Origin of the sequence: Tumebacillus amylolyticus, assembly GCF_016722965.1 — a bacterium.
Classification (GTDB): domain Bacteria; phylum Bacillota; class Bacilli; order Tumebacillales; family Tumebacillaceae; genus Tumebacillus; species Tumebacillus amylolyticus.
This window is the reverse complement of the sequence record NZ_JAEQNB010000009.1, coordinates 40,370-54,474: the sequence shown is the minus strand read 5'-3', so window position 1 is coordinate 54,474 and position 14,105 is coordinate 40,370. Positions and strand designations below refer to the sequence as shown.

Genomic DNA, 14,105 nt, shown 5'->3' with positions numbered 1-14,105 from the left:
GTGGTGCGAAAAATTTAGCGTTCTACAACTGCGAGGATATCGGCTTCACGCAAGATGAGGTATTCGACGCCATCGTACTTCAGCTCGGTACCTGCATACTTGGAGTAGATGACGCGGTCGCCAACGTTGAGTTCCAACGGGAGAACGGCGTTGCCTACAACCTTACCGGTGCCAACTGCGATGATTTCGCCTTCTTGCGGCTTTTCCTTCGCGGTGTCCGGCAGGAACAGCCCGGATGCGGTTTTCTCCTCACGTTCTACAACTTTGATGACAACACGGTCACCGATCGGCTTAATCATGAAAAAAACCTCCTTGAGAACGTTTTGTTAGCACTCGTCAGACGAGAGTGCTAATTCCATTTCCTATGATAGTCAAACATGAATTTCTTTGCAAGAGCCTCAGGCAAAAAAATTTGTAAACTTTTTTTGTCACACAGCTATACAGCGTCTCCCCGGACACTGCTCATTATACGGGTTGTCCCCTCTCTTATCTATGAGAGACTTTCGCGAATGAGAACGAATTTTCCACAAATCCTCTGACAAAAAAGGACAAGGCCCGCTCGCGGACCTTGCCCTTTTTTCTGAAACCTATGCTAGTCGCGGTACGTAACGATCACATGATAGCCGAATTGGTCGTACAGTTTCTGCAGCGCTTGGGTGGCGTTGTCTTCGGCGGTCTTGATCAGACCGGCGTCCTTGGCTTGCTGGTTGAGGCGTTCCTTGACGGATGCCTGGGCGATCAAGTCCACGCCCTCCTTGGCGGTGTAGCCCGCTCGCAGGAGGCCCTCCTCGGTGTAGACTTTGACGTCGTTCATCTGGATGGCGTCGTCGAGAATCTGCGCATGCGGCAGGGTGATCTCGACAGTTTTCGCGCCGTCGTCGAGTTGGATGTCGGAGTCGCTTACGGCTTTGAGGTCCACGCCGGACGTGATCTTCGCCGGAACGATGATCATGTAATGGCGCTTGGTGCCGGGGATGTCGGCCGAGATGTCCATGCCGAACAGTTTGTTGTCTTGGCCCTCGATCGTCGTCATCACATACGCTTCTGCCGTGGCGAGCTGCGCCATGCCTTGCACGCCGGTGACGAAGGATGAGATCGTCGGTTTGTTCTCCTTGGCGAAGTACGCATACACCCCGCCCCCGATGAGGCCGAGCGCCAACAACGTCAACACACTGCGAAACACAAAACGCTTGACGCGCTTGCGAAGCCCCAGTTTCGGCTTCTTGAAGTTCGGAATGGAGAGGCCTTGCAGAAGGTCGGCGGCGATGGCGGCAGATGCTTCCGTCTGGCCTTCGCGGAGTTGGTGCAGAACGGTCTCCAGTTCGCGAATCAGTTGGTCGTTCGATTTGTCGCTCAACGTGCTCCCTCCTTCTCCCTCAAACGTATGTTGCTCTTCACAAAAACAGCCTTTTCTCCCTGCGGAAAAAAGGCTGTTCACTCTCGCTGTTACTCCTGTTACTCAAACTGCGCGGCTTGCTCGGCCAGCATGGCCTGACGCTTGCGCCACGACCATTTGGAAATCACAATCGAAATTTCATACAGCAAGATCATCGGCGTGGCCACCGCCAAGTGCGACGTCAGCTCCGGCGGGGAGATCATCGAGGCGATGATGACCATGACGAAGTAGGCGTACTTGCGCACTTTGACGAGCGTTTGCGGGGCGAGAATCCCGATGCGGCTCAAGAACATCACCGCAACCGGCATCTCGAAAATCAACCCGAACGGCACGACCATCATGTTCAAGAACGAGAAGTAGTTGCTCGCCGTATAACTGATCGTGAACCGCGAAGAACCAAGCTCATACAAGAACTTGTACAGAAGCGGGAACACGAGGAAATACCCGAAGCTAATCCCGGCCAGAAACATGCCCAACACCAGCGGAATGTAGCGGAACGCAACTTTCGCTTCCCGCTCCTCCAGCGCCGGCGAGATGAACTTCCAAACATGATACAGCAAAAACGGAAGCGTCAGCCCGATGGCCGCCATGCCGGCGACGGTGAAGTAGACTTTGAGAATCTCGCCGGGGCCGAGAACGGTCAACTTGATCGGTCCCATCTCCGGGAAGAGACGGTTGGCGTCGTTGACCAAGAAGTTATAGATCGGGTCGACAAAAACGAACGTGATGATCAAGTTGATCAAGAAAATGACCAACACCCAGATGATTCGTTTGCGCAACTCCGACAGGTGGCTGACTAACGGTTGTTCCTCTTGACTCAACGGGTCATTCACTCCTTAACCCAGAAAGGGGAGCGATTCGGATGTTACTTGGATTCCGCTTTCGGTGCCGCGTCGGACGGGACGTGTTGCGGAGCTTGGACTTGTTCGGTTTTGGTGAGTTCGATTTGCTTCGGGGCTTTGACGTCGTCGTCATCGTCCTCGGTCAGACCTTTGGTCGCGGACTTGAATTCCTTGAGCGTTTTGCCGAACGCTTTGCCGATTTCCGGCAGCTTGTTCGGGCCAAAGATGATCAGGGCGAGGACGAGGATCAGGATCAGGCCCGGAAAACCAATGTTGGAAAACATGCGATAGTGTCCCTCCAGGGTGCGTAATTAGTTGGACGGCGGTCGGTTTCGCAGAACCTGCGCCAGGATCATATGGATCAGACCTTCAACATCCTCTCTATCATACACCCCTGTCTCTCCCTCCGCAATCGGGAGCCGACCGGATTCGACAGCATAGGCCAGAACGTTCGACAAGTGTTCAAGATTCTCCGGTCCAAGCAGGACGATTTTGGGCAAGTCGGAGTGTTTCCAACCCTCCACGACGATGACATCGAGATGCAACGCCGGGTCGGAGAGTTGCAGAAGCCACTCCTCAAGCGTCGGCTCGACTTCATAAGACCTTTGCAAAAACGCCTGCTCCCGCCCGGCGACCAACACAACCTCGGCCCCCGCTTGGCGGTGTTTCGCAGAGTCGGTGCCCTCCGCATCGAGTCGCAAGTCGTGGGAGCCGTCGTGCTTGCAAGTTCCCACTCGGTAGCCGAGTTGAGTCAGACGAGCGACGAGACGCGAAACCAACGTGGTTTTGCCTGTGTTTTTGTAGCCGACCACCGCAAATGCAGGAACTCTCATCGAACTAGAGCAGTCCGCCGTGGCCGAGTTCGGCGATTTCGGCGCGAGTGACGATTTCGCCTGCGAGGACGCGGGGGAGCAGCATGTCAAACGAAGTGAAGTCGTCAAAAATCACACAGCCCGGCAGTCCGAAGATCGGCATCCCTTCGCGGTACGCCAACATCATCATCGAACCCGGCAAAACCGGCATCCCGTACGAAACGACTTGCGTTGCCGCCGCTTTGATCGCGCCGGGAGTTCGGTCGTCAGGGTCCACCGACATCCCGCCGGTGCAGATTACCATGTCCGCGCCGTTCGCATGAAACTCTTCAATCGCCGTTCGAATGTCCTCGACGGCGTCGCCGACGATTTTTTGCTCGATCACGGACGAGCCGAACTTCTCCAACTTGGCACGCACGACGGGGCCGAACTTATCTTGAATCCGGCCTTTCAACACTTCAGACCCTGTCGTCACGACGCCGACTTTCAGAGACTTGAACTCTTTGACGGTCAACACATTCATTTCCCGCGCAATTTTTTCGACAGCCTCTACTTTTTCAGAAGCGACCGTCAACGGAATGGCACGCAATCCGCAAATCTTGTCGCCCGGTTCGAGGACCGTATTGTTTTTTCGAGAGACTACGGCGATTTCGTCGATCAAATTGATTTGCATGAGACGCTTCACGTCGACTTTCAGCAAGCCTTGGATCGCGGATTTCAGCACGACTTTGCCTTCATGCGGGTCTTCATACGTCATGTTCTCCCCGCCCAAAACGGCCGCCATGCGCAGCGCGGCGTCGTCTTCATGCAGTTCGCCGTCGGAGAGTTCCAATACGTAGATGTGTTCTTTGCCGATTTTGAGCAGTTCGGGAATGTCCTCTTCGCGGATGATGTGGCCCTTGGTGAAGGCACGTCCTTTGAAGACTCCCGGTACGATGCGGGTGAGATCGTGCGCAAGTCGCATCCCGATCGCGTCTTCGACGCGGACTTCCTTTTTCACAGAGAACGCCCCCTCTTATTGAAGCACCGGAAGCTCTTCCGGCCCTTGGTACGGGAATTCGATCATCATTTCGGAACGATCTTCGGTGACGTAGAAGCGGCATCCGACTTGCTCTTGCATCCACATCAGAGCAGCTCTCGGCACATCGAAGCCGTCGCAATAGATTTGGTGCTCCGGCAGTTCCGCTTCGGGATCGTCCGCTTTCAAATAGAGTTTGAAGCGGTTGCTCGGGTTCTGTGCATCTTCGAGGATGTAGAACACGAACAGGTCGCGGTGCTCCTTGAGCGCTGCTTTGCCGAATTCAGCGAAGGCGCGCACGAACGGCGCTTTCGGGTCTTCGGCGACGATGGCGTACTCCTGACCGTTTTCCGTTCCTGCGATAAATTCGCGCAGAAACGCATCGCGAGAGGCGTTGTCGCTTTTTTTCTCCTCCCCGATCTTGCAGCGGAAGTTCCATTCAAACCAAGCCGCCGCTTCCCGGTCGCCGCCGTATCCCAAAGCCAACAAGTATTCACTCATGATCTCCAAATCCTTCTCTCTTCCATAAGATACACGCCTCTTCATAGTCCTCAGGCGTGTTCATGTTAAAAAACGGATGAGGTGAGCACGCCGCCCACCGCTCCGTCGGTATGTACAACACACGGATTTCTGCCAAAAAGCGGCGCATCGCATTCTCGCCCCGCCGTAAATGTTCTTCTGCAACCTGCCGCACACGAGCTCGGTACACGGCACAAACCGGGTACAGATGTCCGTCTCCCCCTTCACAGGGTACCACGGCATCCAGTTCCGGGTCTCTCTCCAATTCGTGAATCAGGTCTTGAAGAACCTGCCTGCGCAAAAAAGGAAGATCACACCCCAGCAAGACCGCCGTTTGGTGCTCCTCCAGACCTTGCAATCCGGCGTGCAAACCGGCCAACGGACCTTGATCGGGAAAAAAGTCCCGCACCGCCCTGAGTCCCAAGTCCTGCACGCGCTGTTGGTCTTGCACGTCGTTCGTCACGGCGACGACTTCTTGGCATACCGTCCTCAGTCTATCATAAGAATGCAACAACAAGGGACGGTTCGCAAAAGGAAGCCACTGCTTGGAGACCCCCATGCGCTTTGATCGACCGCCCAATAAAAAGACACCTCTTGTGATTGAGGGTTCATTTAACTTGTTCATGTCAGGTACATATTTGTAAATTTCCTCTCTGGGACTACTGTCATATATTTGAAGCCTATGCTACACTACTACTATCTGTAAAGCCAGTCGGCATGCCTTTTGACGCATTTTGGAAAGGGGTCGTCCTCACCGTGTTGCCTATCCTTCGATTCCTGACCAATTATGAAGCATTTTTGGTCACGTCACGGTCCTTTTTCGCGCTGCTGCTGTTGCTGTATGTCCGCAATCCCATGATGTTGGGTGGGTTTCTCTATTATATCGTAACGTCGCTGGTGATGGCGTTTGGGTACAATCGTTGGGAGAAGCGATGGCCGTTTTGGTATTCGACCGTCGTGGTTGATCTGCTGATGGTCTCTGCGATGGTGTATGCCAACGGAGGCTTGGACAGCGATCTGTACTACTATTATTTTCTGACGATGGCGATGGCGGCCTTCGCGCATCGGTGGTCGAAAGTGGTCAATGTGTCGTTTACGACCGCTGTGAACGGGTTGTATTTGTTGACGCTCTTGCTTGCGCCGGGGACGATTTCGTGGCGGGATCTGGTGTTTCGGGCCGTGATGTTTTTTGCGGTGTCCACGGTGTTTCCGATGTTGTCGTTCATCGAGTTTCAGCGTCAGTTGACGGCGGAACGGGAACGGCTCGCCTCGGAGGAGAAAGACCGTCTGCAACGCGAGATGGAGTCGATGAACCGCGAAGTGGCGGAGTATGCGTTCGACTTGCATCAGATGGCGGTCTTGGATCAATTGACAAAGTTGCACAACCACAACTACTTCCATACGCGAATCGTCGTGGAGACGGAGAAAGCCAAGCAACACGGCAAGCCGGTTGCGTTGGTGCTGTTCGATATCGACAATTTCAAGCTCGTCAATGATACGTACGGGCATCTCGTCGGCGACGACGTGTTGCGCAAGATCGCGGCGCAGATGTTGCTCGTGAGCAAAGGGACGTATTGGGTCCCCTGCCGAGTCGGCGGTGAGGAATTGGCGGTGCTGCTGCCGGAGTCGGACTTGCAAGCCGGGTTTGAAGCGGCAGAGACGTTTCGACTGGAGATTGAGAAACTTCGCGTGCCGATTCCGACAGGCGAGTTGTTGAACGTCTCCGTCAGCGTCGGGGTGTCGTCGTTCCCCGAGTCTTGCAACAACCACCAGCAACTCATCGACCGCGCCGACCAAGCCATGTACGCCGCCAAACGCTCCGGGAAAAACCGGACGGTGGTGTATGCGGAAGGGATGGAGCGGTGCGAGGTGCATTCCTGAGAGAGCGCGAGGGCCACGAGAGTGGGCTCGCGCTTTTTTTATGTAGTGGCTTCTTAGGATCTAGGCTTCCCAAATTCCTGCTTCTGTGACGAGGACGTCGAGTTTCGTGTCATGGGGTTCGAGCGGGACTTCGGGCAGGACTTGGAGTTCGTAGGCGACGGCGATCTTCGGGACTTGATGTTTCAACCTCGGCAGGAAGCGGTCGTAATACCCGCCGCCGTATCCCAAGCGGCCGCCACTGCGGTCGAAACCGACGCCGGGGAGCACGACGAGGTCGATGGTTTCGAGATCGACGACGTCCGCTTGATTCGCCGGTTCTCGGATGTCGTAAGCTCCGAGGATCACATCCTCCGCAGAACGCAGACGCACGGGAATCAGGCGTCGTTCTGCGACAACCGTGACCGGGGCGCAGACGGTCTTGCCTTGGGCGACGGCCCATTCGATGAGGCCGTGTGAACTCACTTCGGATCGGAAGTCGAGGTAGAGCAGGATCGTTTGGGCTCCTTGGACTTGGGGAAGCGTGATGAGGTGCGCGAGAATTTGGTTGTCGTAGTTCGCACGGACTTCCGCGGATAAGGCGAGGCGCGCGTCGAGCAGTTGGCGACGAAGCGCTTTTTTCTCAAGGGGGTTCATGGGCTTCCTCCTCTCGTTTTGTCTCTCATGATAGCATGGAACGATTTACCCCGCTTGAATCCCTCTCTCCAATCTCACACTACGAAATGGAGGTGGGAAGACATGCGCAGGATGACATCGCTTCTATGCGTACTTTGTTTGCTCGTCATGATCGCGTTGCCGGCGAAACGAACGACGGCGGCGGATGTGCCTTTTTCCTTCAAAGCCATGTCGATGGATTATAGCAACTATCCGAACAAATGGGCATCGAGCGGAGACATCGTCAAGCGCGGGTTCAGTCGGTTGAACCTCTATTTCAGCTACACGACGTCGAAAGGCTCGGAAGCCAAAAAGTTCGTGAAGATCACCGACAGCAAAGGCAACGCCGCTCCGCTGGTGTACGATGAGTATCAGACGACGCCGTATACAGTCCTGCCTTTCGTCGTCACCGGACCCCTCTCGAAAAACGAAACGTACACCGTCACGATCACAGGCGGTCCAACCGGCTTGCACGATGCCTTCGGAAAAACCTTGGCTAGTGACGTGACGCTGACATTCACGACCGACAGCAGTCCTTTTACGAGCACCTACAGTACGCCGACCCAACCGGCACACGGCAACTCGCCGGAGATTCGCACGTATCGGATCTACGCCGGTGCAGGGTCTTTGCAGTTGACTGTCGATCAGTTGCGCAACTACACGTATGTCACGTCTCGCGTCTACGATCTCGATCAGAACAAAGTGATCGACGAACCGGAATTCTCCGTGCCGGATGACACGCAGAACGTCATGACCTCCAAGTCCGTTACACTGCCCCATGCGGGGTGGTATACCGTATCGTTCAATGCCAAATCTCATGAAGAAGCCCAGAACACGGGACTTCTGAAGTTCACTTTTTCCGGGCCGGAGTTGGTCGTGCCGGACGTTTCTTATGTCCAGCCTGTGAGCTTGGAGCAGACGCCCTATACGTTTTATGACACGCCGTTCACCACGAAGGCTGTGAACCTCGACCTGACGAACAAGCCGAAAGCAGCCCGACTGTTCCTCGACGGCGAGCCGTACAAAGACCTCGCCGTCAACAGCGACAATTCGTTTGGGCAGGCGTCTGTCGATGTCACCGCGCTTTCGGACGGGTTGCACTCGCTGTTTCTGTCGGCAGAGGGGCCTTATTATTCCGAGAACGAAGGGTCTGATGAAGTTCCCTTTCTCGTGGACCGTGTGGACAATTTCAGCGACGTGCCGAAAGGCTCGTGGATGCGCAAATCGGTTGAATTCATGAGCGACGAAGGAATTCTGCAAGGCGTCGGCAACAAGCGGTTTGAGCCGGACCGTGCCGTCACGCGGGAAGAGTTCTCGAAAATGCTCGCGACAACGCTTGGCATGCAAGCTTCCACGACGTATGCGAACCCATTTGCAGACGTCGCGGCGGGAACATGGTCGTACGGCTCAATCAACGCGCTTGCGGAACAGGGCCTCATCTCCGGTGAAACTCGCAACGGCAAGCGCTACTTCCGTCCCGGCGATTCGATTACGCGCGCCGAAGCGACGGTGATTATCGGGCGGCAGTTGGGCATTACAGCTGAAACGGCAGGAGATTACGAGCCTCCTTTCCGCGATTTTGCGAGCGTGCCGGATTGGGCGAAACCGCAGGTGGCGGTGATGCAGTATTACGGCTGGGTGAACGGGAGCAACGGGACGTTCCTTCCCAACTCCACCCTCACCCGCGCCGAAGCCGCGCAGATTCTGTCCAAGTACTTGGGAATTTGATATCATGGAGAAACAGCCGATGAGGTGGATCGGCTGTTTCTTTTTTTCCAAAACGACTGGAGGTGTCCGTGCCGATGCAAGTGAGTCGGTTGTTTGAGTTTCACAAAGCGTTGGCCGATCTGACGCGGATTCGCATCCTCGCGCTGCTCGCCGGCGGCCCCTTGCACGGACAAGCGCTGGCCGGCAAACTCGGCGTCACCCCGCCGACGATCACGCACCACATGGCGAAGCTCCGCGAGATCGGGCTGATCTCCGAGCACCGGGACAAAAACACGATCTACTTCTCGCTCAAAAAAGACGTGCTCGCAGAGCACGCCCTCGCGATTGTGGACTTGGTGAACAAACCGGAAGCTCTGGCGGAGGAGGAAGAGGAGAAGCAACGGCTGGGCGTTTTGAAAAACTTCTTCGACACAGACGGTCGTCTGAAGTCCATCCCCGCCCAACGAAAAAAACGTCTCCTCGTCTTCGAGCACCTGTTGCGCGGGTTGAAGACCGGGCGGACGTACACCGAAATCGAGATCAACGACTACATAAAAAAGTACCACGAAGACTACGCGACGATTCGACGCGAGTTTATCGCGAATCATTATATGTACCGCGAGAATGGGATTTACGAGCTGAACCCGCCGGAGATGTGGGCGAAGAGCGAGTGAGTTTCGCAGGAAGTCAGGAGGGGACATCATGAAATTGCGCAGAGATGGAGAAAGCGTGTATGTGCGTCCGATGAAGTTGGACGATGCAGAGGCGTTGTACGAGATGCGGACGAGGAATCAGGACTTTTTCCAAACATATGAACCGATTCGCCAGAAGTTAGTGATGACGCTGGAGGATTACCGAGATCGGATTTCCGACGACATTCAGCATTGGCGAGACCAGACCGGATTCACGTTCGGGGTGTTTTTGCAGGAGACGAACGAGTTTGTCGGGCGGGTGTCTCTGAGCAACATCGTGTACGGGGCGTGGAAGAACTGCACGATCGGGTATTTCATGGATCAAGCGCACAACGGCAAGGGGTATACCACAGAGGCAGTCTCTCTCGCCGTGGACTTCGCCCTCACCGACGGCCAACTCCACCGCGTCCAAGCGGCCGTCATGCCGTGGAACCAAGCTTCCGTGCGCGTCGTGGAAAAAGTCGGCTTCCGCTTCGAGGGGCTGTCGAAATGGTACTTGCAAATCAACGGGAACTGGGAAGACCACAACATCTACGCGATTACGCAAGAGGACTGGAACAAATAAAAAACGCATGGGCACCCTCGTGTCCCATGCGTTTTTTTCGATTGTATCGGCGGGGCGTGGCTTACTTCCCAAACCCGTGCATGAGCAATTCCACCATGCGTTCTGCGCTGCCGTCGTCGATTTCTTCGATTTCGTTGATCATCGCCCAGTGGACGCTGCCTTGCATGGCGCCCCAGCAGAGCAGGGCGGCGTCGATCGGGTCGACGGTGCGGAATTCGCCTTGGTCGATGCCGAGTTGGATGATGCCCGCGATCTTGCGCAAGTTGTTGTTCTGCTCCTCGCGCATGCGCTCACGGGAGGATTCGTCCTTGTGCAATTGCGAAAGTTGTTCCATGTTGAGCTTGTGAATCTTGATCATATTCGGAAACTGCGCGAGATGGAACTTGGCGTAGGCGACCAACTTGGCCCGGGCGCTTTCGTGTTTCTCTGTCTCGGCGTAGAGATCCTCAACGTATTTTTGACGGTAATAGTGGAGCACTTCGTAGAGCAATGTCTGTTTGTCCTTGAAGTAGAGATAGACGGTTCCCTTCGCCACGCCCGCTTCGGCGGCGATTTTTTCCACTTTGGAGTCGTGAAACCCCTTCGTGCCAAACGCGCGAGCTGCAGCTTGCAGGATCAGTTCGCGCTTCTCCATGCCTTCCAAGTGCCTCCCCCTCCCCTTGTCTCTCCTTAGATAAGGATCAACCTAGCGAAGAAATCCTCGCTAGGCTGAGTCAAGTATTATTCTTGTGCGGCCGTTTTTGCTTGGCCCTTGGCAGTCGGTGCTGCGTTGCGTCCGCTGATCTTAACTTTACCAACGAACAGCGAGACAATCAAACCGAGCAGGGCAAACCAGATGCACACGGAGTAGATCGAGTGGAGAGAATCAAGCAGAGACGTCTTGAGAACCGGCGTTACTTGGTTCGTGAACAAGTCTGCGATTTGTTGCGGCAGAGCTTTCAGGAAGTCGACGTTCAACAGCGACGAGTACAGACCTTGCGGGTTGTTGTGCGCCATGTCGAGCAACTTCTCCGAGTTCGGACCCATTTTGCTCAATACCGGGTCGAGTTGGTTCCCGATGTCCGAGACGGAACGGGAGTTGAAGATGGCACCGAGCAACGAGATCCCGACGGTACCGCCGATTTGACGGAAGAACGTGTTGGACGAAGTAACCGTCCCGCGCATTTCCATCGGGAATGCTTCTTGCAACGCGATCCCGAGCGACGGCATGATCAAGCCCATGCCAAGGCCGAGCAGAACCATTTCAATAGAAGCTTTCAACTGCGTGGTTTCCAGACCCAGTTGGCCGAACAGGTAGAAGCTGAGCATCATAACGGCCATCCCGGCGATCAGCATCGGACGAAGTCCGACTTTGATCAGCAGACGGGAACCGAGAATCGACGTTACGATCATCCCGAACATCATCGGGGTCATAACGGACGCCGCTTTGGTTGCCGACATCCCGACAACGCCTTGCATCAACAGCGGGGTGAACGTCATCGCCCCGAACATGCCGAGCGCCATGAGAAAACCGATCAAGTTGACGATGGTGAAGATGCGGTTGCGGAACAGATTCAGCGGCATGATCGGGTCTTTCGCTTTGGTTTCCGCCACCAAGAACAGAATCAAGAAGACCGCGAAACCGGCGAACAGCGAAACGATCTGCCAAGAGCCCCAGCCGTAATCTTTGCCGCCAAGCGAGAGCGCGAGCAGCAGCGAAACGATGGAGACGACCATCGTGACAATCCCGAACCAGTCGATGGAAACTTGCTTTTTCACAAACGAGCCTTCAAGGCCGAGCCAGATGAAGATCGTTGCGACGATCCCGAACGGCAGGTTGATGTAGAAAATCCAATGCCAGTTCCAGTTGTCAACGATCCAACCGCCAAGTTGCGGGCCGAGAACCGAAGAGAGACCGAACACGGCCATGAACATCCCTTGGAATTTCGCACGAGACGCGCCGGTTGTGATGTCCCCGATGATGGTCATCGCCAGCGGCATCAGCATCCCGCCGCCGATCCCTTGGATGGCACGGTAGATCGTCAATTGCATCATCGAATCGGCCATGCCGCAAAGTGCGGAACCGATGATGAAGACAACCATCCCGATCAAATACAGCGAGCGGCGGCCGAAGATGTCCGCCAGCTTCCCCGCGATCGGCACGACCGAAGTCGAAGTCAGCAGGTAGGCCGTGGTAATCCAGGTCAGCAATTCGATGTGACCCAGTTGGCCGATGATCGTCGGCATTGCGGTACCGACAACCGTTTGGTCAAGCGATGAGAAAAAGAGTCCGAGCAACAGACCGATGATGACGAGCGTGCGCTTCTTGCTCGGCGCCGCCATGTCCATCGGCTGTGCTTGTGTTGCTTGTTCTGTCATGATCTATCACCCCTACGTTTGGAATCGAGTTTGGATGACTGACGGGTCAGTCACAGGAGTCATTATAGAATGACCCACGGGTCAGTGTCAACGGGGAATTCGTTTTTTCATAAAAAATAGGCACGGAACCGAAAATAAGGTATTCTTGTCCGTGATGGAGGAGAACTATGGAAACTCTTACAACCTTACTGCATGATGTCGTGAACCAACAGACCCTCACACAAGCCACTCTGAACAACGTCCGCAAGAAAGACCCGGCCGGTTTTTCCAAAGTGGATGTGAAGCCGGTGCGATTGAAGGACGAGTTGTACTACCAGTTCAGCTACTACTACAGCCAGAAAGTCCAGCATGAGAACCTACTGCCGGAGGAAGCTCTTGCGCAGATGGTGAAGCTGTTTGAGGAAGTCTTCAAGCAAGGGCTTCTGCATACACAAGAAGCCGACTACCAAGTGCTGATCTCGAAAAAATTCAAAGTCACGATCTTGAAAAAAGCCCCCACCCGCACCAAGGTGGAACTCACGCACAACCGGAAAAAACAGTACCTCTTAGAAGAAGGCACCCCGATCCCGTTCTTGGTGGAGCTCGGCGTCATGACCTCTGAAGGCAAGATCGTGGCGAAGCGGTACGATAAGTTCCGGCAGATCAACCGGTTCTTGGAGATGATCGAGGACATCGTTCCGCATCTGAGTCAGGAGCGGACGCTTAACATCGTGGACTTCGGTTGCGGGAAATCGTATCTGACGTTCGCCCTGTATCATTATCTGAAAGAGATTCGCGGGTTGAATCTCAATGTGATCGGATTGGATTTGAAAGAGGACGTCATCGCCCACTGCAACGCGATGTGCGCGCGGTTTGGGTATGGCGAGAATTTGAAGTTCCTCGTCGGCGATATTGCGGACTATGACGAGTTGGATCGGGTGGACATGGTCGTGACCCTGCACGCCTGCGATACGGCAACCGATGCGGCGTTGGAAAAAGCGGTGCGTTGGGGCGCAGATGTGATCTTGTCGGTGCCTTGCTGCCAGCATGAGCTGTTTAAGCAAGTGGAGAATGAAACCCTCGCTCCGATGCTCAACCACGGGATTATCAAAGAGCGTTTCGCTGCCTTGGCGACCGATTCGGTGCGGGCGCATCTCTTGGAGATCGTGGGGTACAAGACTCAGCTCCTCGAATTCATCGACATGGAGCACACCCCGAAAAACCTCCTCATCCGCGCGGTCAAAGGCAAAGTCACCGCCGCCGAGCGGGAGAAATTGGTGCACAGCTACTTGGAGTTCAAACAATTCCTGCACATCGACCCCTATCTCGAAAAGGCCCTCGCCGACCGACTTGAGATTGCACAAGTGCGTATGTTAAAATAAAGAAAGACCTCAGGTGCGGGAAACACCTAAGGTCGATCGCACAACTGAATGACCCTCGTTCAGAGGGTGATAGGCTCTCTATTTGTGGAAAATAGACCGCACATTGTCCGGGCAGACGCAGGCGGTCTATTTTTGTTTCTGTTTAAACGACAGGATTGCTACGATCAGAAGTCCGAAGGTAAGCATGAGGTAAAGTGCCTCAAAGACTGTCATTCTGCTCACCTCCTCTGTATGGGGAGATGAGCCGACCACCCTTGCTACGAGCCGTTATTCAATTGTGCTAGACCGAATTACACCACAGAG

At 54.9% G+C, this 14,105-nt stretch carries 17 protein-coding genes; 5 read left to right on the top strand and 12 right to left on the bottom strand.

Going from position 1 to position 14,105, the window contains the following annotated elements; genetic code table 11:
• Positions 1-14 precede the first annotated feature (14 nt).
• The 8 genes from groES to mobA form a co-directional block, all read right to left on the bottom strand.
• Positions 15-299: a co-chaperone GroES gene (gene groES / locus JJB07_RS21715; protein ID WP_201638213.1), complete on the bottom strand. Its 285-nt coding sequence runs from the start codon at positions 297-299 to the stop codon at positions 15-17.
• Between the two features lie 293 nt (positions 300-592).
• Positions 593-1,357, bottom strand: a complete 765-nt coding sequence (locus tag JJB07_RS21710) for a DUF4230 domain-containing protein (protein ID WP_201638212.1) — start codon at positions 1,355-1,357, stop codon at positions 593-595.
• Between the two features lie 98 nt (positions 1,358-1,455).
• Entirely contained in the window at positions 1,456-2,217 is a 762-nt protein-coding gene (gene tatC / locus JJB07_RS21705; protein ID WP_201638211.1) for a twin-arginine translocase subunit TatC, read from the bottom strand.
• A gap of 44 nt (positions 2,218-2,261) precedes the next feature.
• Positions 2,262-2,522: a twin-arginine translocase TatA/TatE family subunit gene (locus JJB07_RS21700; RefSeq protein WP_201638210.1), complete on the bottom strand. Its 261-nt coding sequence runs from the start codon at positions 2,520-2,522 to the stop codon at positions 2,262-2,264.
• A gap of 27 nt (positions 2,523-2,549) precedes the next feature.
• Positions 2,550-3,071, bottom strand: a complete 522-nt coding sequence (gene mobB / locus JJB07_RS21695) for a molybdopterin-guanine dinucleotide biosynthesis protein B (RefSeq protein ID WP_201638209.1) — start codon at positions 3,069-3,071, stop codon at positions 2,550-2,552.
• Positions 3,072-3,075: 4 nt separating this feature from the next.
• Positions 3,076-4,050, bottom strand: a complete 975-nt coding sequence (locus JJB07_RS21690) for a molybdopterin-binding protein (protein ID WP_488266383.1) — start codon at positions 4,048-4,050, stop codon at positions 3,076-3,078.
• A 15-nt stretch (positions 4,051-4,065) separates the two neighbouring features.
• Positions 4,066-4,569, bottom strand: coding sequence for a hypothetical protein (locus JJB07_RS21685; protein WP_201638208.1), 504 nt, complete (start codon positions 4,567-4,569; stop codon positions 4,066-4,068).
• Positions 4,562-5,167 (bottom strand): molybdenum cofactor guanylyltransferase, encoded by a 606-nt coding sequence (mobA, locus tag JJB07_RS21680; RefSeq protein ID WP_201638207.1) that lies wholly within the window; start codon positions 5,165-5,167, stop codon positions 4,562-4,564. Before mobA ends, JJB07_RS21685 begins: the two co-directional genes overlap by 8 nt.
• Before the next feature lie 176 nt (positions 5,168-5,343).
• Here mobA and JJB07_RS21675 point away from each other — a divergent pair, with 176 nt between their 5' ends.
• On the top strand, positions 5,344-6,468 hold the full coding sequence (locus tag JJB07_RS21675; protein ID WP_201638206.1) for a diguanylate cyclase: 1,125 nt from the start codon (positions 5,344-5,346) through the stop codon (positions 6,466-6,468).
• A gap of 60 nt (positions 6,469-6,528) precedes the next feature.
• On the opposite strand, the gene JJB07_RS21670 is transcribed toward JJB07_RS21675, so the two are convergent.
• Positions 6,529-7,101, bottom strand: coding sequence for a 5-formyltetrahydrofolate cyclo-ligase (locus JJB07_RS21670; protein WP_201638205.1), 573 nt, complete (start codon positions 7,099-7,101; stop codon positions 6,529-6,531).
• Positions 7,102-7,203: 102 nt separating this feature from the next.
• On the opposite strand from JJB07_RS21670, the gene JJB07_RS21665 reads away from it, so the two are divergent.
• The 3 genes from JJB07_RS21665 to JJB07_RS21655 all read left to right on the top strand — a co-directional run bounded on the left by JJB07_RS21665 (position 7,204) and on the right by JJB07_RS21655 (position 10,083).
• On the top strand, positions 7,204-8,847 hold the full coding sequence (locus JJB07_RS21665) for an S-layer homology domain-containing protein (RefSeq protein ID WP_201638204.1): 1,644 nt from the start codon (positions 7,204-7,206) through the stop codon (positions 8,845-8,847).
• Positions 8,848-8,921: 74 nt separating this feature from the next.
• Positions 8,922-9,500, top strand: coding sequence for a DUF2087 domain-containing protein (locus JJB07_RS21660; protein ID WP_201638203.1), 579 nt, complete (start codon positions 8,922-8,924; stop codon positions 9,498-9,500).
• A gap of 28 nt (positions 9,501-9,528) precedes the next feature.
• The gene (locus JJB07_RS21655) at positions 9,529-10,083 is read left to right on the top strand and encodes a GNAT family N-acetyltransferase (protein WP_201638202.1); all 555 of its coding nucleotides are present in this window, start codon (positions 9,529-9,531) and stop codon (positions 10,081-10,083) included.
• 61 nt (positions 10,084-10,144) lie between these two features.
• Here the strand turns inward: JJB07_RS21655 and JJB07_RS21650 are convergent, their stop codons facing one another.
• Together JJB07_RS21650 and JJB07_RS21645 are read right to left on the bottom strand one after the other, a co-directional pair.
• A complete protein-coding gene (locus JJB07_RS21650) occupies positions 10,145-10,717 on the bottom strand; it encodes a TetR/AcrR family transcriptional regulator (protein WP_236588306.1) in 573 nt (190 codons plus the stop codon).
• Between the two features lie 86 nt (positions 10,718-10,803).
• Complete coding sequence (locus tag JJB07_RS21645; protein ID WP_201638257.1) at positions 10,804-12,411, bottom strand: MDR family MFS transporter; 1,608 nt, start codon at positions 12,409-12,411, stop codon at positions 10,804-10,806.
• A gap of 197 nt (positions 12,412-12,608) precedes the next feature.
• Between JJB07_RS21645 and JJB07_RS21640 the strand changes: the two genes are divergently transcribed.
• On the top strand, positions 12,609-13,802 hold the full coding sequence (locus JJB07_RS21640; protein WP_201638200.1) for a class I SAM-dependent methyltransferase: 1,194 nt from the start codon (positions 12,609-12,611) through the stop codon (positions 13,800-13,802).
• Positions 13,803-13,928: 126 nt separating this feature from the next.
• On the opposite strand, the gene JJB07_RS24550 is transcribed toward JJB07_RS21640, so the two are convergent.
• Complete coding sequence (locus JJB07_RS24550) at positions 13,929-14,015, bottom strand: putative holin-like toxin (protein ID WP_430727243.1); 87 nt, start codon at positions 14,013-14,015, stop codon at positions 13,929-13,931.
• Positions 14,016-14,105: the final 90 nt, after the last annotated feature.

Bases quoted from the DNA above. Each gene is read 5' to 3' on its own strand.
- groES (WP_201638213.1), bottom strand. From the start codon at position 299: ATGATTAAGCCGATCGGTGACCGTGTTGTCATCAAAGTTGTAGAACGT.
- JJB07_RS21660 (WP_201638203.1), top strand. From the start codon at position 8,922: ATGCAAGTGAGTCGGTTGTTTGAGTTTCACAAAGCGTTGGCCGATCTG.
- JJB07_RS21640 (WP_201638200.1), top strand. From the start codon at position 12,609: ATGGAAACTCTTACAACCTTACTGCATGATGTCGTGAACCAACAGACC.
- JJB07_RS21670 (WP_201638205.1), bottom strand. From the start codon at position 7,101: ATGAACCCCCTTGAGAAAAAAGCGCTTCGTCGCCAACTGCTCGACGCG.
- JJB07_RS21655 (WP_201638202.1), top strand. From the start codon at position 9,529: ATGAAATTGCGCAGAGATGGAGAAAGCGTGTATGTGCGTCCGATGAAG.
- JJB07_RS21650 (WP_236588306.1), bottom strand. From the start codon at position 10,717: ATGGAGAAGCGCGAACTGATCCTGCAAGCTGCAGCTCGCGCGTTTGGC.
- JJB07_RS24550 (WP_430727243.1), bottom strand. From the start codon at position 14,015: ATGACAGTCTTTGAGGCACTTTACCTCATGCTTACCTTCGGACTTCTG.
- mobB (WP_201638209.1), bottom strand. From the start codon at position 3,071: ATGAGAGTTCCTGCATTTGCGGTGGTCGGCTACAAAAACACAGGCAAA.
- JJB07_RS21665 (WP_201638204.1), top strand. From the start codon at position 7,204: ATGCGCAGGATGACATCGCTTCTATGCGTACTTTGTTTGCTCGTCATG.
- JJB07_RS21700 (WP_201638210.1), bottom strand. From the start codon at position 2,522: ATGTTTTCCAACATTGGTTTTCCGGGCCTGATCCTGATCCTCGTCCTC.
- JJB07_RS21645 (WP_201638257.1), bottom strand. From the start codon at position 12,411: ATGGACATGGCGGCGCCGAGCAAGAAGCGCACGCTCGTCATCATCGGT.
- JJB07_RS21685 (WP_201638208.1), bottom strand. From the start codon at position 4,569: ATGAGTGAATACTTGTTGGCTTTGGGATACGGCGGCGACCGGGAAGCG.